Annotated in this window: 20 protein-coding genes; 13 read left to right on the forward strand and 7 right to left on the reverse strand. The window is 59.7% G+C overall.

Annotated elements, in window-relative coordinates; translation table 11 throughout:
- Positions 1–196: 196 nt before the first annotated feature.
- The 3 genes from prlC (at position 197) to BN1121_RS17115 (ending at position 5765) form a co-directional block, all read left to right on the forward strand.
- Positions 197–2239: an oligopeptidase A gene (gene prlC / locus BN1121_RS17105; RefSeq protein WP_005357059.1), complete on the forward strand. Its 2043-nt coding sequence runs from the start codon at positions 197–199 to the stop codon at positions 2237–2239.
- 136 nt (positions 2240–2375) lie between these two features.
- Positions 2376–4979, forward strand: coding sequence for a putative bifunctional diguanylate cyclase/phosphodiesterase (locus BN1121_RS17110; protein WP_043157895.1), 2604 nt, complete (start codon positions 2376–2378; stop codon positions 4977–4979).
- 36 nt (positions 4980–5015) lie between these two features.
- Entirely contained in the window at positions 5016–5765 is a 750-nt protein-coding gene (locus BN1121_RS17115) for a class I SAM-dependent methyltransferase (protein ID WP_005357054.1), read from the forward strand.
- Positions 5766–7072: 1307 nt separating this feature from the next.
- Here the strand turns inward: BN1121_RS17115 and BN1121_RS20085 are convergent.
- Positions 7073–7225, reverse strand: coding sequence for a hypothetical protein (locus BN1121_RS20085; RefSeq protein ID WP_005357051.1), 153 nt, complete (start codon positions 7223–7225; stop codon positions 7073–7075).
- Between the two features lie 155 nt (positions 7226–7380).
- On the opposite strand from BN1121_RS20085, the gene BN1121_RS17125 reads away from it, so the two are divergent.
- Positions 7381–8007 carry a lysoplasmalogenase gene (locus tag BN1121_RS17125; protein ID WP_005357050.1) on the forward strand — a complete coding sequence of 209 codons (627 nt, stop codon included), beginning with the start codon at positions 7381–7383 and terminating at the stop codon, positions 8005–8007.
- A 32-nt stretch (positions 8008–8039) separates the two neighbouring features.
- Here the strand turns inward: BN1121_RS17125 and plsB are convergent, their stop codons facing one another.
- The gene (gene plsB, locus BN1121_RS17130; RefSeq protein ID WP_005357048.1) at positions 8040–10466 is read right to left on the reverse strand and encodes a glycerol-3-phosphate 1-O-acyltransferase PlsB; all 2427 of its coding nucleotides are present in this window, start codon (positions 10464–10466) and stop codon (positions 8040–8042) included.
- 182 nt (positions 10467–10648) lie between these two features.
- On the opposite strand from plsB, the gene lexA reads away from it, so the two are divergent.
- The 4 genes from lexA to BN1121_RS17150 all read left to right on the forward strand — a co-directional run bounded on the left by lexA (position 10649) and on the right by BN1121_RS17150 (position 13865).
- Complete coding sequence (gene lexA / locus BN1121_RS17135) at positions 10649–11272, forward strand: transcriptional repressor LexA (RefSeq protein WP_005357046.1); 624 nt, start codon at positions 10649–10651, stop codon at positions 11270–11272.
- 270 nt (positions 11273–11542) lie between these two features.
- Positions 11543–11812: a hypothetical protein gene (locus BN1121_RS17140; protein ID WP_005357039.1), complete on the forward strand. Its 270-nt coding sequence runs from the start codon at positions 11543–11545 to the stop codon at positions 11810–11812.
- Between the two features lie 80 nt (positions 11813–11892).
- On the forward strand, positions 11893–12534 hold the full coding sequence (locus tag BN1121_RS17145) for an SCO family protein (protein ID WP_005357038.1): 642 nt from the start codon (positions 11893–11895) through the stop codon (positions 12532–12534).
- The gene (locus tag BN1121_RS17150) at positions 12534–13865 is read left to right on the forward strand and encodes an MATE family efflux transporter (protein WP_152424716.1); all 1332 of its coding nucleotides are present in this window, start codon (positions 12534–12536) and stop codon (positions 13863–13865) included. Before BN1121_RS17145 ends, BN1121_RS17150 begins: the two co-directional genes overlap by 1 nt.
- 18 nt (positions 13866–13883) lie before the next feature.
- On the opposite strand, the gene trmL is transcribed toward BN1121_RS17150, so the two are convergent.
- Genes trmL through BN1121_RS17165 form a run of 3 tightly spaced genes read right to left on the reverse strand, consistent with a single transcriptional unit; the run spans position 13884 to position 16463 of the window.
- Entirely contained in the window at positions 13884–14357 is a 474-nt protein-coding gene (gene trmL / locus BN1121_RS17155) for a tRNA (uridine(34)/cytosine(34)/5-carboxymethylaminomethyluridine(34)-2'-O)-methyltransferase TrmL (protein WP_005357036.1), read from the reverse strand.
- Positions 14358–14403: 46 nt separating this feature from the next.
- Complete coding sequence (locus BN1121_RS17160; protein WP_043598141.1) at positions 14404–15717, reverse strand: ATP-binding protein; 1314 nt, start codon at positions 15715–15717, stop codon at positions 14404–14406.
- A gap of 53 nt (positions 15718–15770) precedes the next feature.
- Positions 15771–16463: a response regulator gene (locus tag BN1121_RS17165; RefSeq protein ID WP_005357032.1), complete on the reverse strand. Its 693-nt coding sequence runs from the start codon at positions 16461–16463 to the stop codon at positions 15771–15773.
- An 86-nt stretch (positions 16464–16549) separates the two neighbouring features.
- Between BN1121_RS17165 and fieF the strand changes: the two genes are divergently transcribed.
- The 4 genes from fieF (at position 16550) to BN1121_RS17185 (ending at position 19902) form a co-directional block, all read left to right on the forward strand.
- On the forward strand, positions 16550–17458 hold the full coding sequence (gene fieF / locus BN1121_RS17170) for a cation efflux pump FieF (protein WP_005357029.1): 909 nt from the start codon (positions 16550–16552) through the stop codon (positions 17456–17458).
- 11 nt (positions 17459–17469) lie between these two features.
- A complete protein-coding gene (gene cysE / locus BN1121_RS17175; protein ID WP_005357026.1) occupies positions 17470–18249 on the forward strand; it encodes a serine O-acetyltransferase in 780 nt (259 codons plus the stop codon).
- Positions 18250–18265: 16 nt separating this feature from the next.
- Complete coding sequence (locus tag BN1121_RS17180; protein WP_005357023.1) at positions 18266–19549, forward strand: hypothetical protein; 1284 nt, start codon at positions 18266–18268, stop codon at positions 19547–19549.
- A gap of 143 nt (positions 19550–19692) precedes the next feature.
- Entirely contained in the window at positions 19693–19902 is a 210-nt protein-coding gene (locus BN1121_RS17185) for a cell division protein ZapB (protein WP_005357021.1), read from the forward strand.
- Between the two features lie 64 nt (positions 19903–19966).
- Here the strand turns inward: BN1121_RS17185 and elbB are convergent, their stop codons facing one another.
- Positions 19967–20620 carry an isoprenoid biosynthesis glyoxalase ElbB gene (gene elbB, locus BN1121_RS17190; RefSeq protein WP_005357007.1) on the reverse strand — a complete coding sequence of 218 codons (654 nt, stop codon included), beginning with the start codon at positions 20618–20620 and terminating at the stop codon, positions 19967–19969.
- A 396-nt stretch (positions 20621–21016) separates the two neighbouring features.
- Here elbB and polA point away from each other — a divergent pair, with 396 nt between their 5' ends.
- A complete protein-coding gene (gene polA, locus BN1121_RS17195; RefSeq protein ID WP_005357005.1) occupies positions 21017–23752 on the forward strand; it encodes a DNA polymerase I in 2736 nt (911 codons plus the stop codon).
- A 64-nt stretch (positions 23753–23816) separates the two neighbouring features.
- Here polA and BN1121_RS17200 read toward each other — a convergent pair whose 3' ends face one another.
- Positions 23817–24365: a gamma carbonic anhydrase family protein gene (locus tag BN1121_RS17200; RefSeq protein ID WP_005357003.1), complete on the reverse strand. Its 549-nt coding sequence runs from the start codon at positions 24363–24365 to the stop codon at positions 23817–23819.
- Positions 24366–24679: the final 314 nt, after the last annotated feature.

Below are 24679 nucleotides of genomic sequence, written 5' to 3' on the forward strand. Positions count from 1 at the left end.
ACTTCCGGCACAAGTTTGCAGCACATCATATACCGGCAGCCATGCCAACAAGCGACCAAGGTGCTGCCCGACTTTAATCCTATTGAGTCATTTCACGTTTTGCAGGTGCTTGATTATCGAGGGGCTTGCCACCATCTTAGGGATCCAACGACGTGCTTCTGAAAGGCAGGGGCAGTGTTTTTTAAGAGGAACCATGATGATCAATCCCTTGCTGACGATGGACGGTCTGCCCCCCTTTAGCCAGATCCGTCCCGAGCATGTAGAGTCAGCCGTGCTGCAGGCCATTGCCGAGTGCAAGCAGCGTATCGCCGATGTGCTCTCCCATCACGAGCCTTATACCTGGGACAATCTGGTCGCGCCCCTTGAGGAGGCGAACGATCGCCTGTCGCGGATTTGGTCCCCGGTTTCTCACCTCAATGCCGTGATGAATTCAGAGTCGCTGCGTCAGGCACACGATGCCTGCCTGCCCCATCTGGCGGAATACCAGACCTTTGTCGGTCAGCATGAGGGGCTGTTTGCGGCCTATAAGGCCCTGGCAGAGAGCGACGACTTCCCGCTGCTGAGCGGCGCCCAGCGCAAAGAGATCGAGAACAACCTGCGTGATTTCCGTCTCTCCGGGATCGACCTGCCGGCCGAGCAGAAGCAGCGTTATGGTGAGATTCAGGCTCGCCTCTCCGAGTTGGCGTCGCGCTTTAGCAACAATGTGCTGGATGCGACCCAGGGTTGGCACCGACTGGTGCAAGATGAGGGCAGTCTGGCCGGTCTGCCGCCGAGTGCGCTGGCCGCCGCCGCGGCTCAGGCCCGCGCCCGCGAGCTGGATGGCTGGCTGTTTACCCTCGACATCCCCTCCTACCTGCCGGTCATGATGTACGCCGATAACCGGGAGCTGCGCGAGGAGATGTACCAGGCCTATGTCACCCGGGCCTCCGATCAGGGGCCCTGTGCCGGAGAGTGGGATAACAGCGCCGCCATGGCCGAGATCCTGACTCTGCGCCTCGAGCTGGCTCGTCTGTTGGGGTTCGCCAACTATGCCGAGCTATCGCTGGCCACCAAGATGGCGGACAAGAGCGAGCAGGTGATTGGTTTCCTTGAGGATCTGGCTACCAAGTCTCTCTCCCAAGGCCATGCCGAGTTGCAGGAGATTCGTGACTTCGCGGCCGCAGAGCACGGGGTGAGCGAGCTGGCGGCCTGGGATATTCCCTACTACGCCGAGAAGCTCAAGCAGCATAAGTTCTCTATCTCTGACGAGCAGCTGCGCCCTTACTTCCCGGCCAAGAAGGTGGTGGCCGGCCTGTTCGAGGTGGTACACAGGGTGTTTGGCTTGCGGGTTCGCGAGCGCTTGGGCATCGAGACCTGGCACCCTGATGTGCGTTTCTACGATATCTATGACCAGGAAGAGGAGCTGCGTGGTAGCTTCTATTTGGATCTCTATGCCCGCGCCAACAAGCGTGGGGGGGCCTGGATGGACACCTGCCTGGGGCGTCGCTATCGCAGCGATGGCAGCTTGCAGCGTCCGGTGGCTTACCTGACGTGCAACTTCAACGGGCCCGTGGATGACAAACCGGCACTCTTTACCCACAACGAAGTGGTGACCCTGTTCCACGAGTTCGGGCATGGCATCCATCACATGCTGACGGCCATCGATGTGGCCGGGGTGGCCGGTATCAACGGGGTGCCCTGGGATGCGGTCGAGCTGCCGAGTCAGTTCCTCGAGAACTGGTGTTGGGAGTCCGAGGCACTTGCTTTCCTCTCTGGTCACTACGAGAGCGGTGAGCCCCTGCCCGATGCGCTGCTTGGCAACATGCTGGCCGCACGCAACTTCCAGGCCGCGATGCAGATGCTGCGTCAGCTGGAATTCGCCCTGTTTGATTTCCGCCTGCACATGAGTGACGAGCCGGCCAGCTCCGAGCTGGTGGCACGGGTGCTCGGCCGCGTTCGCGAGCAGGTGGCGGTGATGACGCCTCCGGCCTTCAACCGCTTCCAGCACAGCTTCTCCCACATTTTTGCAGGCGGTTATGCGGCGGGGTATTACAGCTACAAGTGGGCCGAAGTGCTCTCCGCCGATGCCTACTCCCGCTTTGAGGAAGAGGGGATCTTCAACCGGCAGGTGGGCGCCGATTTCCTGCACTGCATTTTGGAGAAAGGGGGGGCCAAGGAGCCGATGGCGCTATTCCGGGCTTTCCGGGGTCGCGAGCCCCAGGTGGATGCCCTTCTGCGTCATAGTGGGATCTCTGCCTGATTTTCATACAATAAGGGGCCGTCAGGCCCCTTTTTTTCATGCATTTTCATGCAGTCGAGGTAGCATGTTTGCAGTCACTCCGTCTCTTGGATAGAGTCGGTTTTTCACCCATCAACCAGAGATGTCCCCCCTTGCCATGAGGCGAGTGCTTGATTCCGTTTATCGCATCATAACCGCGCTTTCCGATGTGTCGGGCGTGGCCTATTTCGAACGTTTCGTGACGGACATCGCGGCGGCGATGGGGGCTGATGCCGCCATGATTTATCGGTGGCAGCCGGAACAGTTGTCTCCTCTGGCCGTCTGGCCGCAGTGCGTCATGACGCCACTCTGCACGACCGGCGATACCCCTCACGTCATGGCCCTCGAACAGGGCGAGATCTGGTTTTCCGAACAGTTGTCACGCCTCTTCCCTTACGCCGGCTTATCCTATGAGGCCTATGCCGGTGTCCGTCTGTGCAGTGCCACCGGGGAGACGGCCGGACTCTGTTGCCTGCTGTTCCACCAACCTCAACCCGGTCTCGAGCGTGCTATGGGATTGCTGCGCATGTTGGCGCCGCTCGCGGGTCGAGAACTGGCGTTGGTGCAGCCCGATGGGATGGTCGGCACATCGGGCCGGATTGCGGAGGATGCGAAGCCTGGGATGACGCCGCCCACGGCAGCCCCTCTGCAAGAAGCGCCCTTTCTCAGCACCATGCTGGCCCATTCGCCTATGGGGATCGGCAGGCTCGACTCGAGCGGGACGTTCTTGTGGGGGAACGAGTCGTTGCTGCAGATGTTGGGGTACAACCTGGCCCAGTTGCAGGCGCTCGGGGTGGCGCAGCTGAACCACCCCGATGATGATGTCGTTAATCTTCCCCCCTATGACGTCTTGCGTCGAGGGGAGGCTCGCACCTTTACGCAAGAGATGCGCTATCTGCGTCGGGATGGTTCACTCAAGTGGGGGCGGGTCACAGTGGCGGTGATCCACGACAGTACCGCCGTCAGCGACAGTTTCATGTTTCTGCTTGAAGACATCGATGGCATCAAACGGGATGCCGAACAGCTGAGGCTCTCCCACCGGGTTTATGACAACCTCTCCGAGGCGATCCTGGTGTGCGATGCCGAGAGCCGGATTATTTCGGTGAATCCGGCCTTTGAGCAGATCACGGGTTACCGGATGGAAGAGGTGCTGGGACAACGACCCAGCCTGCTCAAGTCGGGACTGCATGAGCAAGCCTTCTATGCCGATATGTACCATGCGCTGGCCAGGGTGGGCGTCTGGCGTGGCGAGGTGTGGAACAAGCGCAAGAGTGGCCGCATCTATCCCCAGCAACTGATGATCAGCTGCCTGCGCGATGAGGGCGAGATTTCTCAGTACATCGGGATCTTCAGCGATATCTCCCAATCCAAATTGGCCGAGCAGAAGATCGTCAATCAGGCGAATTACGATAGTCTGACCGGTCTGCCCAATCGCTGGCTCTTCTCCCGCTGCCTGACCCGCTTCTGTGAACGGGGCGAGCGCTTTGCCCTGATGGTGCTCGACCTTAACAACTTCAAGGCGGTCAACAACTCGATGGACCACCATGCGGGTGATGCACTGCTGCGAGAGGTGTCGGATCGTTTGGTGAGTCGGGTTAGGACCGATGACCTGGTGGCAAGAATCGGGGGGGATGAGTTCGCCTTCTTGGTGCCCGGTGTTGTCAGCCAGCGTCAGGCCGAGCTGTTCGCCAAGCAGGTGATGGGTGGCTTCAGCCGACCCTTTATGTTGGCGAATCAACACCTGTATGTGACGGCAACTCTGGGGATCACCCTCTGCCCCATCGACGATAATGAGGCCGACATCTTGCTGCGCAACGCGGAGCAGGCTCTTTTCGAGGCCAAGCGCAAGGCCAAGGTGATGGCGGTCTACTGTAACTCGATGCGGGAGGAGGTGAAGATCCGGCATCGGATGCAGCAGGAGTTGGCAGAAGCCATCAAGCAGGGCCAGCTCTCTATGGCCTATCAACCCATCTGGGATAACCGCACCGGCTGTGTCACCAAGCTGGAGGCTCTCGTGCGTTGGTATCACCCCGAGTGGGGGCAAGTCTCTCCCGCTGACTTTATTCCTCTGGCCGAGGAGGCGGGCTTGATCCAGGGGTTGGGGGAGCTGGTGTTGTGGCACTCTTGCCGCGACTTGGCGCAGTTAAAACAGTCCGGGTTTCCACAGCTGCAGATGTCTATCAACCGATCTGCCCTCGAGTTTCAGACCATAGATACCGAGGGGAGTGAGTGGCTCAAGGTGATCAAGCACTTTGGCCTCTCTCCTCAAGATATAGTCATCGAGATCACCGAAACCTTGCTGATGGACGCCGGGGATCAGCACAGGCAACGCATTGAGGCGCTTCGCCGGGCAGGCTGTCAGATTGCCATCGATGATTTCGGGACCGGCTATTCGGCACTGAACTATCTGCGTAATTTCCCCGTCGATCTGGTCAAAATAGATCGCTCCTTCGTGCGCCACATTCCCTTCAACGAACAGGATCGCATGCTGCTTGAGGGGATCATCAACATAGTCCACAACCTGGGCATGCAGGTGGTCATTGAAGGGGTCGAAACCAACGAACAACTCAACTTCCTGTGCAACAAGGGCTGTGCCTTTACCCAGGGTTATCTGCTCAGCCGTCCACTGGCGTTCGATGATCTCTGCTCCTACCTGGAGCTCAATGACAAGGGAATAGAGGAGAAGCGACTCTCTTCTGAGTCGGAAATGGCCTTGTGGTAGACTGCCCGGCAGTGATTTAACCTGACTGGCATAATGATGCAGATCCTTCTTGAAGACCCTTCCCGCCAGGACGAGGCCAAGTGCCTGCATGCACGGCTGGCCTCCGTCGATCTCCCCGAGTTCGCGTTGGCCCTTACGAGTGAACGACTCGAGCTGCGTAAGCTTGATGAACCCAAGCTGGGAGCCATCTTTGTTGACTTTGTTGCCGGTGCCGTCGCGCATCGGCGCAAGTTCGGCGGGGGGCGGGGGCAATCCATCGCCAAGGCAGTGGGACTCAAGGCCGGGGCCACGCCAAGCGTGGTGGATGCTACGGCAGGGTTGGGGCGGGATGCCTTTGTCCTGGCATCGCTTGGTTGCCGGGTCACGCTGATCGAGCGCAGCCCTGTGGTCGCCGCTCTGCTGGCGGATGGCCTCGAGCGGGCCAGCCGCGACCCCGAGATTGGCAGCTGGGTGGGCGAGCGGATGCAGCTATTGCACGGCCCTGCCCTTGCCACTCTGGAGGCGTTGCGGGAACGCCCCGATGTGATCTATCTCGATCCCATGTTCCCCCATAAACAGAAGTCTGCCTTGGTCAAAAAGGAGATGAGGGTGTTTCAGTCTCTGGTGGGGGCGGATCTCGATGCGGATGCGCTGCTGCCGGTCGCCCTTAAGATGGCGGGCAAGCGGGTGGTGGTGAAGCGTCCCGACTATGCGGGCTGGCTCAATGAGCAGAAGCCGAGTATGGCCATCGAGACCAAAAACAATCGCTTCGATGTCTATGTGCTTTCGGCCATGGAAAGCGCATAAAAAGATGGGGGCGACTTGCGTCGCCCCCGGTAGTCGTATCGTTCAATTCCGTGAACGTGGTTGCTCCCTGCAATCCCTGACTATACCTATCCCTTAGGTTTCCCCTTCCCAATCCGTTGGGGTGTCCATGCGGCCATCTTGGCCAGACGAGTCATCCTTACTCGCCGCACTATCTCCATCCTGGGAGGTGTCCTTTACCACATCCTGTGGCTAGTCCATTTGCCCTACCCTGGCAGCCGACCTTCCTAGTCGACTTCAGTGCGTCCGTGCATGAGTAACTATAAGGATTTTTCGCCCTCGCTCAATCGAGCTCGTAGCGGTAGACCGATGCTGTGATGTTACCAACACGGCGCTAATTTTTAAATTCGTTTAATATCATGGTGTTGTGATGTGTCTGCGGCGGTTTTGGTATTGGGGATTCCGAGCCTGTCGCCAGGGTTGCAGGTGTAAGGCTCACGTCATCTATGGCGAATGTCTCACAACTTGGTTTTCCTGCACAGGGGCAGAGTGCGCAACCGTTTTTACTGGGTAAGCTTGAGGCAGCGCGAAATAAGAAAAGGGGGGCGGCTTTCGCCGTCCCCCCTGAGTCGTGTTGTCCAATCCCTGAACAGCCATGCTCCCTGCAATCCCTGACTATTTCCTTTCCTTAGGAATTTCCCCTTCCCAATCCATCGGGGTGTCCGCAGCCTCCTGGCCTGGCTACCATCCTGGCAACCGCGCTCTCTCCATCCTGGAGGTGTCCTTTAACGCTTCCAGCGTGTCCCTGTTCATCCGTGAGGCGCATTCGTCCTGAATACGCTAACTCTTCCTGAGTCGGTCCAACCGCTTCCAGCGGGCATCCTGTCGTCCATGGGCTGCTCTGTCCTGAGCAACCGTATCCATCCTGGATACTCCATCCTGCCTTGGAAACCGGACATCCATCCGGTGCTGCTTCCCTATGACCCTCATACTAAGGATTACCGGGCTGCGAACAAGGGGGCTTTTGAGTAAAGAAAAGTTTAAGAAGCAGATAAAAGTTATATTGTTGACCATGTCCATTAAAAATCAATTAGTTATGTTTTTTGTTGGCGTTGTTCGATGACCTGAGAAATGGTTTGCGTACGCACCGAAACTGCACCTTCTTACATTGGCTATGGCGAATGTCTCACATGGCGTAAAAGACCGGGTTCATCCCTCAACTGCCAGTGTTCTTGTCTGAAAAAAAGTTAAATCTCAGAGTTTGATTTTCATGATGATGTGCTGTGTAAGGAAAAAATAAGGCGCCATGAAGGCGCCTTGATGGAGAGCTGACCGCCAGTCAGGCGGTATTAATCGATATGCTCCCGTTGTTGCATGGCAATCAACGCTTGCTGTTCGTGTGGAGTAAGACCCAATTCGTCGCAGGCTTGTTCAAAGCTGAACCCCAGATGACACATCATGATATCGATAGCTGGCAGGTAGTTTTTCATCATCTCATCCATTAGCCCTTCCCCCGTGCCCCATCTTATGCCCGAGCAGAGGAGGGGGGGCAATTAGACTTTAGGCGAAGTAGGGGGAGGGCTCTGCCCCCGCGGAGTCATTTTTGTTAGGCTTGGACTCAATAATCATGAGTGTGTGGTGGCAGGAGAAACCAAGCATGTTCTTGAGTGTGATGATAGTGGCGTCCGGCTGGTGGCATATACGTTCTGCCTATGAAGGAAGCCAGCGGCAATTTTATCTCAGCAAGCCACTGACCATGGTGCTTATCATCGCACTGGCCTTCGGTTACCGAGGGCTGGATCAGGATGGTTCACATGCCTGGATCTTACTCGGGCTCATGCTTTCGCTGGCCGGAGATATCTTGCTGATGTGGCCCAAGGAGCGCTTCATTCATGGCCTGCTCGCCTTCTTGGTGGCGCATCTCTGCTATATCGTCGGATTTGCTCAGGGACCTCTGGTTCTCAAGTTGGTAGACGGGTTGCTGCTATTGGCCGTTGGCGGGATGATTTTTGGTATTCTCTGGCCGGGTCTGGCGGGTATGCGCCTGCCGGTATTGATCTATATGCTGACCATCATTGGGATGGCCTGGGTTGCCGCCGGCGCCTGGCATGCCTCTCTGACGGCCGGCAGTGCGGCGGCACTGGCGGGGGCCCTCCTGTTTCTCTTCTCGGATAGCATGCTGGCGTTGGATCGTTTTTACCGCCCCTTTCCTCAGGCAACGGCGCTCATCATGAGCAGCTATTATGCCGCCCAGTTTCTGATAGCGGCCTCCATGGCCGGTTGAAATGAAAGGGCCTCCATGCGGAGGCCCTGAATTCAATTGCTGGGGCAGCAGGCGCGAATGGTGCGCTGTACCTTGCTGCTCAGCAGGGGGAGCACATTGTCGGCCAGCGCCTGGAAGCGCCCCAGATCAGGCTTGCAGGAGGGGTCCAGATACCCTTCGCTGCGGAAGGTATGGATCAGGGTGGTAAAGAGCTTCTGGTCGAAAAACTCGGGGGCATTGATACCGTGCAGTGTCCCCATGCGTTCGGCCATCATCATGGCATCGGCCTCCAGCTGCTCGGCCTCGATAGAGGGTTGCTCCAGCAGTCGGGTGAGGACGATGGCGTAGCGTTGCAGCGTCTCTTGAATGCTCTCGGCGAGCAGCAACAGACGCATCTGGTTACCGGGGTTGACCCAGAATCCGCCATCTCGCTCCGTGATCAGCTGCTGCGCGGCAAAGGCGCGCAGCAGGTTATCGATGAGCTCCGGCAACGCCTGCTCCTCAAAGTGGAGGAACAGCTCGTTTTTGAGCAGAGGATAGATATCCACACAACGGCCGATGAGCTCACTACGACCAATGCCTTCGCACCGCTCGATCAGTGCCGCGACCAGGGAGGGCAGGGCCAGCAGATGGAGCACATTATTGCGATAGTAGGTGAGCAGAATCGCCTGATAACGATCCAGGCTGATGATTTGGCCCAACCTGTCTTCAGTCACCTGTAGCTTGTTGAGCTCCAGAGCCTGATCCAACAGCTCGGCGGCGCTGCTCTGCGGGATAGTGTTATAGGGACCGTAGGGTACTTCGCGCAGCAGGGTCAGATAGGTCGTGATCTGTGCCTCGAGTTCATCCCGGGTCAGCGCGTGGCGCTCGGATGCCAGTAAGGCCACGGCGCTCAGCGTGAGCCCGTTGACTGCCGCAGCGGCATTGATACGGGTCATCAGCAAGTCGGCCAACTGGTTGACGGTGGGTGACATCCACTCGGGGCGCTCTTCTTGCCCGATATGCTCACGCCACTCGGGGACGTGCTCGCTGAGGTAGTTGTTGAGGGTCAATGGCTCGCCGAAGTTGACGAACCCACGCCCGTAATTGCGCAGCTTCTTCAAGATGCCGAGCACCTGCAAGAAGCTCTCCTTCTCCTTGCGGCTTCCTTGCAGCTCTCTGTGATAGGTGTTGACCTCCATCACGTGCTCATAACCGAGATAGACGGGCACGAAGGTGAGAGGGCGATCGAGGCCACGCATCATGGCCTGCAGTGTCATCGCCAGCATGCCGGTCTTGGGTGGCAGCAGGCGACCGGTGCGCGAACGCCCACCCTCGGTAAAGAACTCGACCGAATAGCCCTTGGTAAAGAGCAGGTTCAGGTACTCGCGAAAGACGGTGCTGTAGAGAGGATTTCCCTTGAAGGTGCGGCGGATGAAGAAGGCGCCACCGCGTCTGAAGAGGGGGCCCGCCGGCCAGAAGTTCAGATTGATCCCCGCGGCGATGTGCGGCGGTACCATGCCCTGATGGTAGATAACGTAAGAGAGCAGCAGGTAATCCATGTGGCTGCGGTGGCAGGGCACATAGACGATCTCGTGGCCCTCTTGGGCCAGCTGTCGCACCTTCTCGGCACCATGCACCGAGAGACCACGATAGAGCTTGTTCCAGAGCCAGCCGAGGAAGCTGTCACCGATGCGGATCAAGCGGTAGGAGAAGTCGGAGGCGATCTCATCCATGTAGCCCAGGGCGCGCTTGCGGGCCTTCTCCTCGCTGATGCTGTCACGGCCGGCTTCTTCACGAATCGCGTCCTGGATCGTGGCGGAGTCGAGCAACTGTTGAAACAGCAAGTGGCGGTTGGGTAGCTTGGGGCCAGTGGCGGCTAGCTGTTGACGGCCAAAGTGGACCCGTGCCACCCGTGCCAGCTTGTGGGCGATGGCCTGGTCGGTACCGTGTTTGTCCGCCATGTAGCGCAAGGAAACCGGCGGGGAGAACCGCACCAGGTTCTCGCGTCCCTTCAAGGCCACGATCAACGCCTTTTTCAACATATTGGGAGCCAGGGCGCTGATGATATTGAAGCTTGAAACTTCTTCTTCCTCGCGCCCCGGAGCCCGTCCCCAGAACAGAGTTACAGGGACCAGTTGGACATCGAGATCGGGGTCTTGCTTGTGCAGATCGAGCAGCTGTTCAAATTCCTGGAGGAACGGCAGTGGCTTGATGCGGGAGCCAAACAAGGGAGGAGGGCGATCGAGGCAGACATAACGGGGCAGAGGGCGCCCCGCCAACTCCAGCGGCGTGAAGGGGCCGGGCAAACCCAGGTCCGCACAGCACTGCTGCAGAGTGAGCAGATCCGTGATGGAGCTGGTCTTTAAGGCGAACACTATGGGTCGCGCCGGATCCAGCTTGAGCTCTGCGATGGGGTTTTCCGGCAGGCTCTTGTGGTTGACCAGCCAGTTGATCGGCCACTGAAGTGCGGCGCGGGAAATTCTCTGCCCAAGGGACATCTGCGTTACTTCTCCTCTGAAAAGGCGGCAGGAGGATAGCAAATCACCCGCGGTTTGTCGCCGAGAGGTACGATGAGTTGCGATCAAGGGAGCAATGGCGTGCACATAACCCCGGTTTGTCTTGCCTTGGCATGCATACTGTATATACTGCCAGTGTGCTGTATAAAAAGACAGGTGCGATCATGAAACCCCTTACCCCCAGGCAAGCCCAGGTGCTAGAGCTCATCAAGAGCAACATGAATGAGACCGGCATGCCGCCGACCCGGGCGGAAATTGCCCAGAAGCTTGGCTTCAAGTCGGCCAACGCGGCCGAGGAACACCTCAAGGCGCTGGCCAAGAAGGGGGTGATCGAGATCATGCCTGGCACTTCCCGTGGTATCCGTTTACTGCTTGAAGAAGAGCCTGCCAACGACGAGGAAGGGCTGCCTCTGATCGGCAAGGTAGCCGCTGGTGAGCCAATCCTGGCACAGGAACACATCGAGAGTCGTTATCAGGTCGATCCCTCCCTGTTCCACCCGCGTGCCGATTTCCTACTGCGCGTGCAGGGCATGAGCATGAAAAATATCGGCATCATGGACGGCGACTTACTGGCGGTGCACAAGACCCAGGAGGCTCGTAACGGTCAGGTGGTCGTGGCGCGGCTGGATGAGGACGTCACGGTCAAGCGCTTCCAACGCAAAGGCGATCAGGTCTGGTTATTGCCGGAGAATGAGGAGTTGGCACCGATCGAGGTGGATCTCTCGTCTCAGCACCTCTCTATCGAGGGGTTGGCGGTCGGTGTGATTCGTAATGCCGACTGGATGTGATGATACGGGGCCATGGGCCCCGTTTTCTTTAGTACCACAGTCCTGATTGTTACCAATTTGTTTATGCTTTTCATCTTGTTAGCCGTGTGAGGTCACATGGCCTCGCCCGATTAACCGGTTTTCGTCTATATCCTTATCAAGAGGCCGAGCAAGGTCCAGCGTCGCCGTAAACGCAGTAACACACCCCTTTTTGACGGGAGCAGGGAGAGTGGCCCGAGGAGCCGGGCCTTGATGTCAGCCGTGCCTGCGGGTTCGGCAAGGAGGACAGGTATGTCTCGCACTCACGCCCAGATAAGCTCGTTAACCCGTATTACTCGCTTCATCGAAGGTAATTGGTTGACCCGGTTCTACACACTCTGGATTCTGCGCCGGGCTTCTGGCTGGTCACTCTGGCTCGGTTGCCCGCGTAGCAGCGTGGTGCGCCTGACGCCCATCTGGCAGCGTCGTCCCTTGGCGAAGGATGAGCGGGCGATAGTGATCCCGATGGAGGACTGGGTGGCACGTCATCCTGATGCCGTACGCCGTGGGGCGGGTCGTTAAGCGATATACCGTTTCGTGTTTCCACCCCGCCACTGGGTTACAATGGCGCACCTCCTTTCCTAGTATGGTGTGCACCCTCTATGACCAAATGGCGCTCTACTCTGGTCGTTGTCGCCCTGAGCCTGGTAATGGCCGGGGCGCTGCTCTATCCCACGTTGCGTCAGCCCAGCATGCCCGAGAGTGCAACCTATTTTTCTCCCGCGCGGATGGTCAACGCCTTTAATCTGGTGCGCTCTGACGGTACCCCCTTCACCCGGGAAGCGCTCCTCGGTCACTGGAGCTTCGTGTTCATCGGTTATACCTTCTGCCCCGATATTTGCCCAACAACCCTATCCGATTTGCGTGGTATCTACCCCGAGTTGAAGCAAGTAGATGACAGCAGCCAGGTGATCTTTGTCTCGGTGGATCCCCAGCGCGACGATCTGCCGCGACTGACCGGTTATACCCAGTTTTTCAATCCTGAGTTTGTGGCCGTCAGCGGCACCCAGAGTCAGCTCTTCCCCTTCGTGCGCAACCTCGGCATGGTCTACTCCATCGTCGATGAGCAGGATGCCAAGAACTATCTGGTGGACCACTCTGCCTCGATCGTGCTCATCAACCCCAAGGGAGAAATCCAGGCGGTATTCAGGCCTGACATGGCCCCAGGGCAACCGCCGCGCGTCTCTATGGCCAAGATGGCGAGCGATTTTGCGAGGATCCGTTCCCTCGCACTTGCTTCCTGATGACGCTCAGAGGCATGTGGGGTAGCCAGCGACAGGTGTTGGCGCTGGCACTCCCCATGTTGCTCTCCAATCTAACGGTGCCTCTGCTGGGGCTGGTCGATACCTGGGTCATTGGTCATCTGGATAGCCCGACTCTGCTTGGGGGCGTGGCCGTTGGGGCCACCCTGATTAATCTGACCTGGTGGGTACTCGGTTTCTTGCGTATGTCGACCACGGGTCTGACGGCGCAAGCACTGGGTGCGGATGATGGGCAGGAGATGGAACTGCTGCTGGGCCGAGGGCTGCTCATGGCTTGCCTGCTGGCTCTGGTGCTGCTGCTTGGCAAGGCGCCTCTGGTCTCGCTTGCGTTGGGCCACAGTGGCGCCTCGGCTCAGGTGCAGCATTATGCGAGCGAGTATCTCGCCATTCGCCTCTGGGGGGCGCCCGCGGCGCTGAGCAATCTGGTGGTGCTGGGGTGGCTATTGGGGCGCCATGACACCAAGGGGCCCATGTGGCTGCTGATTGCCGGGAATGCCCTCAACATCGTGCTCGATCTGCTGCTGGTTCAGGGATTGGGATGGCGCGTGGCGGGGGTGGCCACGGCATCACTGCTGGCCGACTACGCCATGCTGTTGCTCGGGCTCTGGCTGGTGCACAGGCAGGTCCCGTTGCCGCAACTGGGGCAGAGATGGCGGACAGGTCTGTTTGCCTTGGCCCCCTACCGACGGCTGCTGGCCTTGAATCGGGACATCTTCATTCGCGCATTGTGCCTTCAATGTTGCTTTGCCTTCATGACGTTCCAGGGGGCGCGGCTCGGGGACCTGGTCGTGGCCGCCAATGCCGTGTTGCTCAACTTCCTGATGCTGCTCTCCTATGGGCTGGATGGCTTCGCCTATGCTGCCGAAGCCATGGTCGGTCGCGCCGTGGGCGCCCGTCGCCGTGACTGGCTCTGGGTTGCCTTGCGCGACGCCTTCGCTTGGGCGTTGGCCATAGCTCTGCTGGCGACCCTGCTGTTTGCCGTCGGAGGCGAGTGGCTGGTGGCCAGCATGACCACTATCGAGGCGGTCGTCGAAGAGGCGCGCCGTTATCTCCCCTGGTTGGTGGCCATGCCGCTGCTGTCGGTCTGGTGCTATCTCTTCGACGGTGTCTTCATCGGGGCGACGCGGGTGCGCGAGATGCGCGACACCATGTTGCTGGCGGTCGTGTTGGGTTATCTGCCGGTTTGGTGGTGGTGGCAGGGGGCCGGTAACGGGGCCCTCTGGGGAGCGCTGGCCGCCCTGATGGTCGGTCGTGGATTGGGACAGGGGATCTGGCTGTACCGCCTCTGGCACAGCCGGATCCTGGTCGACTAACCGCTGGCTGTTGCCTGGTTAGTCGACGTCGATGGCGCCGGCATAGCCAAACTGCCGCCAGCTCTCATAGATGAAGATGGCCACCGCGTTGGAGAGGTTGATGCTGCGGCTGTTGGGGCACATCGGGATGCGCAGGCGCTGCTCGGCCGGCAGGCTTTCGATGATTTCGAGTGGCAGTCCACGGCTCTCGGGGCCAAAGAGCAAGGCGTCACCCGGGGCGAAATGGGCCTCTGAATGACATGCTCTCCCCTTGGTGGTACAGGCGAAAAGACGCGTCGGACGCACGCCTTCCAGAAAGGCCTGATAAGAGGGCCAGCGCTTCACCTCGGCAAACTCGTGGTAGTCGAGGCCTGCTCGTTTAACCCGCTTGTCATCCCACTCGAAACCGAGCGGCTCAATCAGGTGCAGCCGGTAGCCCGTGTTGGCGCACAAACGGATGATATTACCCGTGTTGGGCGGGATTTCCGGTTGGTAGAGGACGATATCAAGCATGATGGTTCGAGAGTCCGGGTCGACAGAGGGGGCTCAGCATACTCACTCAACCCGGGCTTGGAAAGCAGCAGGCGGCGAGGGGGAGGCGCAGCTCGATAATGAGGCCGTGTGGCGTGTCATTGCGCGCCTCGATGCGGCCGCCATGGCGCTTGACGGCCTCGGCCGTGATCGCCAAACCCAGCCCTGTGCCTCCGGTCTCGGCGTTGCGGGCATCATCGACCCGATAGAAAGGCAGAAACAGCTTGTCCAGCAGCGCCTCGGGCACCCCCTCTCCATCATCCCTGATCTGTAACACCCACTCGTTATCCTCAACTGCCCACGCCATGATGACCCGGTGCGCCGCATATTTGAGCGCATTGCGCAGGGGGTTCTCGATCGCTCTGGCCAACAGCTCAGGCCATACCATCAGCGAGAGCTCGGGCAGAGGTGGGTGCTGCAGCTGCTTACCGCAGGCTCCCGCCTCGAAGAGGGCATCCTCGAGGATCGGGTCCAGCAGTTCGGCAAGCGGCATGCACTCGGGAGGTTCGTTCTCCTGCTGCACCCGAGAGAGGGTAAGAAGATCATCGATGAGCCTGTCCAGCTTGTGGATTTCTGCGGCGATTCGCGTCAGCTCAGAGCTCTCTCCTTGCTTGCGGCGAATGAGTGACTGGGCCAGCTGCATCCTGGTCAGTGGGCTGCGCAGTTCATGCGAGATGTCTGAGAGCAGGCGTTTTTGTTCCTGAATCATGCTCTTCAATGTCTCAACCATGTGGCTGATGCTGCTGGCCAGGCTACCGACCTCATCACGGCGTTGCAGATGAGGGATCGTCGTGTCGAGCGCGCCAGCCGCGATGCGCGACACCGCCTTCTGCAGGGCCTGGGTGGGGCGGGTCAGGCGCCATGCCATCAGCAGACAGAGCGGTGTGCTCACCAGCATGGCGGTGATCAGCACCCTGATGGGATGATCCAGGATCACCATGACCAGAGACTGGCTCTCCAACACCCGGCTCAGATAGACGAGATAGGGCTTGCCGTGGTGCACAAAGGCGAAAGGGCCGGCGAGGAGGCGCGACTCGCTGCGTCGCATCATGGGCTGGGCTGGCTCATCGGAGTCGATCATGAAGCGCATGATGTTCTTGTCCGGCTTGCTGGTGGCCTGGACTATGTCATCGTTGTCCCGGATATAGACATCCTTGATGGTGAGGGGCCCGGTCTGTTTGAGCATGGCGATCAGATCCAGGTCGCGTGAACGATCGGCCGCCCTGCTCAGCGTGTCGATGACAAACTGCTGTTGTTGCTGCTCTGCCGCCGGCATGGCGGTGAGGTTGCGGGGATCCAGTGTCGGCAAGATGGTGACGGCGGCGAGCATCAGCAGCAGCATGCCCCAAAACCAGAGAAACAGTCGGGTCGTCAGGCTGTGCAGGTGCAGGCCGCTCACAGTGCCTCCAGCCAGAGATAGCCCTTGCCGCGCACCGTCTTGAAGCGGGGTAGCCCATCGCTGCGCTCGGGCAGTTTCTTGCGCAGATTGCTGAGGTGCATATCGATGGCGCGGTCAAACGGCTCGAGTGGCTTGCCCAGTACCAGCTCGGAGAGCTGCTTCTTGCTGACGATCTGGCCCGGGTGGCGCAGCAGGCACTCGAGCAGGCCGAATTCGGTTGCGGTCAGCTCCAGAGGAAGGTCATGGCAGAAGGCCAGCTGTTGACCGGGTTGCAGCTGCAAGTCCATAAAGCGGAGCTCCTCATGGCTTCCAACCGCGCGTGTCATGGTCTGGGTTCGACGCAGAATCGCGCGAATGCGTGCAATCAATTCCCGGTCGTCAAACGGCTTGGCGAGATAGTCGTCGGCCCCCGCCTCCAGCCCCTCGATTCTGTCCCGGCTATCCCCGCGCGCGGTCAGCATCAGGACCGGGGTATCCCACACCTGGCGCAGGGCGGTCAGCATCTCAAAGCCATTCATGTGTGGCATCATCACATCGAGCAGGATCAGATCGAAGTGGGCCTGGCCGAGTTGCTGCAGACCCTCTTCACCGTTGGCGGCCACCGTGACGCTGAATCCCTCCAGGGTGAGGATTTCGTGCAGTAATGTGGTCAGCTCGCAATCATCATCGACCAGCAGGATTTTATTCATGGGCACTCCGTGGGCGAATCTGAGCCGCATTAAAGTGAGGGTGTATCGGGGTATAATATGTTTTTGCGTCTAAGAGGAAAGCGGGCTTGAACCATCACCACTATTCCCGTTGGGTGACCTTGGCCGGGGTGGCGTCGGTCGTCACGGCGTCTTTGCTGATCGCCGGTAAGCTGGTCGCCTGGTTGCTGACCGATTCGGCCAGCTTGCTGGCCTCCCTGACCGACTCCCTGATGGATGTGAGTGCCTCTGTCATCAACCTGCTGGCAATCCGCTATGCCTTGGCCCCGGCCGACGAGGAGCATCGCTTTGGCCATGGCAAGGCCGAGTCGCTGGCGGGCCTCATCCAGTCTGCTTTTATCTGTGGCTCGGCGCTGCTGCTGGTGATGCATGGCATCTCGTCCTTGCTGCAACCGGGCCCCTTGCCGCGCCTCGAGGCCGGGATCTGGGTCAGCGTTGGCTCTATGGTGCTGACCCTGTTGCTGGTGAGTTTCCAGAGTCTGGTCATCCGGCGTACCGGTAGCGTCGCTATCAAGGCCGATATGCTGCACTACCGCTCCGATCTGTTACTCAACGGGGGTGTTCTTCTCGCTCTGGTGCTGGCAGGACAGGGCTGGTTCTGGGCAGATGGGGCCTTCGCCATCGCCATAGGGGTCATGCTGATCTGGGGCGCAGCCCACATCGGATGGGAGTCAGTGCAGTCCCTTCTTGACCGCCAGTTGCCTGTGGAGGAGCAAGAGCGAATAATGAAGCTCTGCTACCAGGTGAAGGGGGTACACGGCGTGCACGATCTTCGCACCCGTCAGTCTGGGCCGACCCGCTTTATTCAGCTTCACCTGGAGCTTGACGATGCCTTGCCTCTGGTCGAGGCACATCAGATTGCCGATGAGGTCGAGGCAGCGTTACTCGGTGCTTTCGAGCGAACCGATGTCATCATTCATATGGACCCCAGGTCGGTCGTTGCCAAGGCCGTCGTCATGGGGGAGCCACAACCATAACAGGCAGGAACATGGACGACCTCGTTGCCCACACCTGGCACAAGATTCGGCAAGAGGCTGCCCAGATGGCGGCCTCTGAGCCCATGCTGGCCAGTTTCTTTCATTCCACCATCCTCAACCACGGCAGTCTCTGCAGCGCCTTAAGTTTCCAGCTCGCCAACAAGCTCGACAGCGCCACCATGCCGGCCATCTGCCTGCGCGAGATCATCGAGCAGGCGTTTGCCAGCGAGCCCGGGCTGCTCGAGATCGTGGCTGCCGATATCTGTGCGGTGCAGGAGCGGGATCCGGCCGTTGAGTGGTTCTCGACCCCGCTGCTCTATCTCAAGGGCTTTCATGCCTTGCAGGGCTATCGGGTGGCCAACTGGCTGTGGCGTCAGGGGCGCCGTCCGATGGCGCTCTACCTGCAGAACCAGATTTCCGTGGTCTTCGGGGTAGACGTGCACCCGGCGGCCCGCATCGGTAAGGGGATCATGTTTGACCACGCCACCGGCATCGTGGTGGGTGAGACGGCCGTCATCGAGGACGACGTTTCCATACTGCAGAGCGTGACTCTGGGGGGAACCGGCAAGGAGGGGGGCGATCGCCACCCCAAGATCCGCGAAGGGGTGATGATCGGTGCCGGCGCCAAGGTACTCGGCAACATAGAGGTCGGGCAGGGGGCCAAGATAGGGGCTGGCAGCGTGGTGTTGAACCCGGTGCCACCGCATACGACGGTGGCCGGGGTGCCGGCCAAGATCGTCGGTCATCCGGGCTGCGACAAGCCCTCTCTCGACATGAACCAGGGCATCTGACGCGGCAGGAGAGCCCATGCTCAAGCGGTTGTCGGGATATCTGATCCTGGCGATGTGGTTGCTCAATCTGGTGGCCCTCTATCTGGGGGCGACCCCCTGGCCGGCCGCCCTGGCCGCCTGGGGGGCTTCCCTACTCACTTGGCCTCATCTGGTGGGTGTCGCCCGGCGCCAGGCTGTCGCCCTCTATGGTGCAGCTCTGCTGCTCGGTCTGTTCGCCTGGAGCCAGGGCGCCATCTTCAAGGCAGCCGACTGGTTGCTTCCCAACATCAACATGCTCACCATGTTTGCTGCGGTGAGCACACTCAATCTGGCCACCGCAGGTCTGGTTGGCGGCAGCGGGGCCTGGCAGGGGCGTAAGGGGCTGTGGGGAACCATGGCCAGTCTCAATGTGCTTGGCGCCGTTATCAATCTCTCGGTCATCTTCATCATCGGCGACCGGCTGGAGCGAAATGGCACCCTGGATCGTCGCCAGGTCATGGTACTGAGCCGCATCTTCAGCGCGGCTGCCTTCTGGTCCCCCTTCTTCATTGCCATGGCGGTCGCCCTGACCTATGCCCCTGGCATGACACTGTCGGCCATTCTCCCCTATGGCGTCGTAGCCACGCTGGCTGCCATGGGGATCACCGCCTGGCAGGTCGAACGCCTGGGCGTTGAGGGGTTTAACGGCTTTCCACTCCATGCTCGCTCGGTGGCCCTGCCGCTGGCGTTGGCCCTAGCGGTACTGCTGATGAAGCTGCTCTGGCCCTCACTCTCTATCCTGGCGGTGATCTCCCTGGCAGCCCCCTTGCTGGCACTGGTGTTTATGCCCGGTCAGGGGCGAGGAGAGGCGCTCAAGCGTCAGCTCTATGAGCGCTTCCCTGCCATCGGTGGTCAGCTGGTGCTGTTTCTGGGGGCGGGTCTGCTGGCCGCGGGGATCAACAGCGCCCTCTCGGTCATCGACTTTGGGGGGCATGGGTTGCCCTTGTTCCAGCACTTTGGTCCCCTCGAGGCGAGTCTGACTCTCCTGCTGATGTTTCTGGTGGCGATTCTGGGGGTTCACCCCATCATCACTATCTCTGGGCTCGCCCCTCTCATCTGGCCGTTGCATCCAGACCCCAATCTCCTCGGCATGACGCTCCTGCTGGGGTGGGGGCTCTCCACCGGCACCAGCCCACTGTCGGGTTCTAACCTGGCTCTTTCGGCACGTTATCAGATTGGCTCAGCTCAGCTGCTGCGTTGGAATCTGGGTTATGGGCTGCTCTTGTATCTGGTTGGCTCTTTATTGCTGACCGCCTATGGGAAATGGACCGCAGGGATTTGACGCAGAATTGAGCGGCATACTGCTGTAAGCCGCAAATTCTCTGGCTTCGGCTTGTTTGACCCAGTGCCATCAGGGTATGCTGGCTTCACGCGCTTGAGATGGCCCGTGTCGGGCTCCGCACTTGAACATGAAAGGTATTGCTTATGTCTCTTGAAGTCCTCGAACAACTCGAATCCAAAGTCCAATCTGCCGTCGATAACATCTCCCTGTTGAAGATGGAGCTGGACGAGCTGCGTGAGCAGAACGGCAAGCTGCAAGAAGAGAACCATGTGCTGCGCAACGAGCACCAAGCCTGGCAGGAGCGTCTGCGCGCCTTGCTTGGCAAGATGGATCAGATGGGCGACGCCGTCTAACTCAGACCGCTTGTCCAAACAAAGAGGCCGCATCATGCGGCCTCTCTGCTTTTTGCTACTTGCCTCAGCACATGGCCAGAAGTTGTTTGACTGTCTTCTCGATGCCGTCGGCGGCCTCGGCGATGTTGCCGGCCAGCATGTAGGCGGGGGTCGAGATTACCTTGCGCTCCTGGTCGACCACGAACTCGTTGACCGGGCAGGCCAGGTGAGATCCCCCCATGGCCTCTATCGCGGTCGCCGTAGCCTCGTCGGTTCCTATGGTAGTGAGGGTGCCCTCGCCGTAGACGAGTGGAATCATGGCCGGAGAGATACACACATAGGCGGCGGGTTTACCGGTGTGGGCAAAGCTTTGGCAGGCGCGCAACACATCGGGCTGAATGCTGGCCTGTGCCCCCTTGAAGGCGAAGTCGCACAGATTCTTGGCGGCGCCAAAGCCGCCGGGTAGCAGCAGGGCATCGAAGTCGGCGGCATCGAGCTCACGCACGTCGCGGATCTGGCCTCGGGCGATGCGGGCCGCCTCAACCAGTACGTTACGGCTCTCACCTTCGCTCACTTGGCCGGTCAGATGGTTGATGACGTGATGCTGGGGAATATTGGGAGCGAAACACTCATAGACAGCGCCCTGACGCGTCAGGGCAAGCAGGCTGATGACCGCCTCATGAATTTCGGCCCCATCAAAAACACCGCAGCCACTCAGAATTACTGCTACTTTTTTCATCTGGTCTTCCTCGCTTCAGCAAAAGGGTAGAGGTTTGTCATTGTAGCCATGCCGCATAACCAGCGTCCCGGTCAAGGGGGTGCGTGAGGGTGATACTGACAGGATGATCGTTCGCACTGATCTTTAGAAAATTTTCTCCACATTGATCCGGATCACTGAAATGACGGCAGCGTGGCCGTCATTGCCTCTATCTATCTGATTGAATTGCGCTTTTTCTTTTTGCTAGCGGCTTATATACCGGGGTTGCGCTCGGAGTTTAATTTTGACCACAGAGTTATCCACAGCATCTCTCTTTTGGGGCTGATCGAGAGCAGTCCGGCGTGGTGGCGATGTCTTGGTGGTGTCTCGCCCCTGTGGCATCCTACCCGCTGTTTCTATGAAGGCAGGACGAACTCCATGGCTCACCCCCTCATTCTGGTTGATGGCTCCTCATATCTCTACCGGGCATTTTTCGCCTCCCAGCAGGCCGATCTGCGCACCTCCTCGGGGATGCCGAGCGGTGCCGTACGGGTGATGACCAACATGCTGCGCAGCCTGATCAAGCAATATCCCGAGAGCCATGTGGCCGTGGTGTTTGACGCCAAGGGCAAGACCTTCCGCAACGATCTCTACGCCGACTACAAGGCCCATCGCCCCCCCATGCCGGACGACCTGCGCAGTCAGGTCGAGCCTATCCATCGCATCATTCGCGCCATGGGGCTGCCGCTGCTGATCATCGAGGGGGTTGAGGCGGACGATGTCATCGGCACCCTGGCCCGCGAGGCCACCGAGAAGCAGCTGCCCGTGCTCATCAGCACCGGCGACAAGGACATGGCCCAGCTGGTGTCGGATCACGTGACCCTGATCGACACCATGAAGGATCTGGTGACTGACCGTGACGGTGTCATCGAGAAGTTCGGCGTGCCGCCCGAGCTTATCATCGACTACCTGGCCCTGATGGGAGACAAGGTTGACAACATACCGGGCATGCCCGGGGTGGGTGAGAAGACGGCCCTGGCCCTGTTGCAGGGGATCGGTGGCATCGACGACATCGCCGCTAACCTGGGCAAGGTCGCTGCCCTCGGTTTTCGTGGCGCCAAGACCTTCGCCGACAAGTTCCGCGAGCAGGAGGAGATGGTGCGCCTCTCCTACACCTTGGCCACCATCAAGACCGACGTCGCGCTGGACGTGAGCCTGGAGCAGCTGGTATTGGCACCGATGGACCGAGATAACCTGCTCGCCGTCTACCGTGAGTATGAGTTCCGCAACCTCATCAAGGAGTTGGAAGAGGGCGGTGACGCCAGTGACGAAGAGCCGGCGGTGCCCGCCGCCCCCACCATCGAGACCGACTACACCTGCGTGCTGGACGAGGCCGAGCTGGACGCCTGGATCGAGCGTCTCAAGGGGGCCGAACTGTTTGCCTTCGACACCGAGACGACCAGCCTTGACTACATGGAGGCGCGCATCGTCGGGGTGTCGTTTGCCATCGAGCCCGGCAAGGCGGCCTATGTGCCGTTTGGCCATGACTACCTGGGGGCGCCGGTCCAGCTCAGCGAAGAGGTCGTGCTCGGCAAACTCACGCCGCTGCTGGAAGACCCGGCCAGCCTCAAGGTGGGACAGAACCTCAAATACGATCGCAACGTACTGCAGAATCACGGCATCGAGCTGCGCGGCATCGCCTACGACACCATGCTCGAGTCCTACGTGCTCAACTCCACCGGTAGTCGCCACGACATGGATACCCTGGCCCAGAAATACCTGGGCGTCGAGACCATCTCCTTCGAGGCGATCGCGGGTAAAGGAGTGAAACAGCTCACCTTCAACCAGATCGAGCTGGAGCAGGCGGCCCCTTATGCCGCCGAGGATGCCGACATCACCCTTCGTCTGCATCAGACCCTGTGGGGCGAGCTTGGCAAGTTGCCCGCACTGGCCAAGGTATTCAGCGATATCGAGATGCCGCTCTTGACGGTGCTGGCACGGATGGAGCGCCTCGGTACGCCCATTGAGCCCAAGTTGCTGCACCAGCAGAGCCAGGAGATCGAGGCGCGCCTGAAGGAGTTGGAGCAAGAGGCCCACACTCTGGCGGGAGAGCCGTTTAACCTCTCCTCGCCCAAGCAGCTCGGCGAGATCCTCTTCACCAAGTTGGGGCTGCCGGTCGTCAAGAAGACCCCCAAGGGCGCCCCCTCCACCGCCGAAGAGGTGCTGGCCGAACTGGCCGAGACTTATGACCTGCCGCGCCTCCTGATGGAGCACCGCGGGCTGGCCAAGCTCAAGTCCACCTACACCGACAAGTTGCCATTGATGATCAAGGCCAGCACGGGACGGGTGCACACCTCCTATCATCAGGCGGTGGCCGCCACCGGGCGTCTATCCTCGTCCGATCCCAACCTGCAGAACATCCCGGTGCGCAACGAACAGGGGCGCCGCATTCGTCAGGCCTTCGTGCCGAGCCCGGGCTTCAAGCTGGTAGCCGCGGACTATTCCCAAATCGAGCTGCGCATCATGGCCCATCTCTCCGGGGACAAGGGTCTGCTGACCGCCTTTGCCGAGGGCAAGGACATTCACCGAGCCACCGCCGCCGAGGTATTTGGGGTGGCACTGGCGGAGGTGACCAGCGACATGCGCCGCAGCGCCAAGGCGATCAACTTTGGCCTCATCTATGGCATGAGCGCCTTCGGCCTCGCCAAGCAGCTGGGCATCGGCCGCGCCGAGGCGCAGAAGTACATGGATCTCTACTTCGAGCGCTACCCGGGCGTGCTGGAATACATGGAGCGCACCCGCCAGCAGGCAGAAGGGCAGGGGTACGTCGAGACCCTGTTCGGTCGCCGTCTGTACCTGCCGGAGATCAAGTCCCGCAACGCAGGCCTGCGCAAGGCAGCCGAGCGCGCCGCTATCAATGCACCGATGCAGGGCACGGCGGCCGACATCATCAAGCGCGCCATGATCGCCGTGGATGGCTGGATCCAGTCCGAGGGGGGTGATGACATCCGCATGCTGATGCAGGTGCACGATGAACTGGTGTTCGAGGTCCGCGAAGATCGGGTTGAGGCGCTGGTGCCCACCATCAAAACCCTGATGTCGGCGGCGGCCGACCTGCACGTGCCGCTGGTGGTCGAGGCGGGCACTGGTGATAACTGGGAGCAGGCCCACTGAGGCGAGTCGCGGTGGCGACGCCTCCTATATAAAGAAGAGAGCCCGGCATCGCCGGGCTCTCTTCTTATTGGGCACCAATCTCGGCGAGGTACTCATCCTTGAGCTGCACATAGTTGTCAGCCGATTGTTTGAGGAAGGCTATCTCGGCCGCGTTCAAGGGACGAGCCTGGCGCATGGGGTTGCCCATATAGAGGTGGCCCGAGACGAGACGCTTGCCAGGTGGCACCAGGGTGCCGGCACCGATCATCACGTCATCTTCGACTACGGCACCGTCGAGCAGGATAGCCCCCATACCGACCAGTACCCGGTCGCCTATGGTGCAGCCGTGCAACATCGCCTTGTGGCCGACCGTCACATCCTCGCCGATGAGCAGCGGGTGGTCGTCGGGACAGGTGTCGCTCTTGCGACTCAGATGCAGCACTGTGCCATCTTGAATGTTGCTGCGGGAGCCGATGCGAATGACGTTCACGTCACCCCGCGCGGCCACCATGGGCCAGATCCCCACATCGTCACCCAGGGTGATGTCACCGACCAGGGTGGCGCAGGGGTCCACATAGACCCGTTCACCCAGCACTGGGCGCTTTCCTTTATAGCTTCTCAGTCGCCAATCCATCTCGTTTCCTCCTGCAAAGTGGCTCCATTCTAGCAGTCAGAAGCTGTGTTCTGTGGATAAGTTTGTATAAAAGCTGTGCTTGGTGATGAATAACTGAAAAAGTGCAGTTTTTTGCAATTTTATTGCGTGCTAAGGCTTGCCACGGCGCGCGAACTCCCTATAATGCGCCTCCATCGACAGGGCAACGCCGCCACAGCAGCGAGTCGGTCGATGTGAGAAAAAGCCTTGAAAAATAAGGCTTGACTCACCAGGTGGGAAGCGTAGAATGCCACTCCCGTTGCGATGCAAATCGCACTGTTCTTTAACAAATTGAA

It is taken from the genome of Aeromonas diversa CDC 2478-85, from assembly GCF_000819805.1.
GTDB lineage: Bacteria > Pseudomonadota > Gammaproteobacteria > Enterobacterales > Aeromonadaceae > Aeromonas > Aeromonas diversa.

Bases quoted from the DNA above. Each gene is read 5' to 3' on its own strand.
- prlC (WP_005357059.1), top strand. From the start codon at position 197: ATGATCAATCCCTTGCTGACGATGGACGGTCTGCCCCCCTTTAGCCAG.
- BN1121_RS17110 (WP_043157895.1), top strand. From the start codon at position 2,376: ATGAGGCGAGTGCTTGATTCCGTTTATCGCATCATAACCGCGCTTTCC.
- BN1121_RS17115 (WP_005357054.1), top strand. From the start codon at position 5,016: ATGCAGATCCTTCTTGAAGACCCTTCCCGCCAGGACGAGGCCAAGTGC.
- BN1121_RS20085 (WP_005357051.1), bottom strand. From the start codon at position 7,225: ATGGATGAGATGATGAAAAACTACCTGCCAGCTATCGATATCATGATG.
- BN1121_RS17125 (WP_005357050.1), top strand. From the start codon at position 7,381: ATGTTCTTGAGTGTGATGATAGTGGCGTCCGGCTGGTGGCATATACGT.
- plsB (WP_005357048.1), bottom strand. From the start codon at position 10,466: ATGTCCCTTGGGCAGAGAATTTCCCGCGCCGCACTTCAGTGGCCGATC.
- lexA (WP_005357046.1), top strand. From the start codon at position 10,649: ATGAAACCCCTTACCCCCAGGCAAGCCCAGGTGCTAGAGCTCATCAAG.
- BN1121_RS17140 (WP_005357039.1), top strand. From the start codon at position 11,543: ATGTCTCGCACTCACGCCCAGATAAGCTCGTTAACCCGTATTACTCGC.
- BN1121_RS17145 (WP_005357038.1), top strand. From the start codon at position 11,893: ATGACCAAATGGCGCTCTACTCTGGTCGTTGTCGCCCTGAGCCTGGTA.
- BN1121_RS17150 (WP_152424716.1), top strand. From the start codon at position 12,534: ATGACGCTCAGAGGCATGTGGGGTAGCCAGCGACAGGTGTTGGCGCTG.
- trmL (WP_005357036.1), bottom strand. From the start codon at position 14,357: ATGCTTGATATCGTCCTCTACCAACCGGAAATCCCGCCCAACACGGGT.
- BN1121_RS17160 (WP_043598141.1), bottom strand. From the start codon at position 15,717: ATGCTGCTGCTGATGCTCGCCGCCGTCACCATCTTGCCGACACTGGAT.
- BN1121_RS17165 (WP_005357032.1), bottom strand. From the start codon at position 16,463: ATGAATAAAATCCTGCTGGTCGATGATGATTGCGAGCTGACCACATTA.
- cysE (WP_005357026.1), top strand. From the start codon at position 17,470: ATGGACGACCTCGTTGCCCACACCTGGCACAAGATTCGGCAAGAGGCT.
- BN1121_RS17180 (WP_005357023.1), top strand. From the start codon at position 18,266: ATGCTCAAGCGGTTGTCGGGATATCTGATCCTGGCGATGTGGTTGCTC.
- BN1121_RS17185 (WP_005357021.1), top strand. From the start codon at position 19,693: ATGTCTCTTGAAGTCCTCGAACAACTCGAATCCAAAGTCCAATCTGCC.
- elbB (WP_005357007.1), bottom strand. From the start codon at position 20,620: ATGAAAAAAGTAGCAGTAATTCTGAGTGGCTGCGGTGTTTTTGATGGG.
- polA (WP_005357005.1), top strand. From the start codon at position 21,017: ATGGCTCACCCCCTCATTCTGGTTGATGGCTCCTCATATCTCTACCGG.
- BN1121_RS17200 (WP_005357003.1), bottom strand. From the start codon at position 24,365: ATGGATTGGCGACTGAGAAGCTATAAAGGAAAGCGCCCAGTGCTGGGT.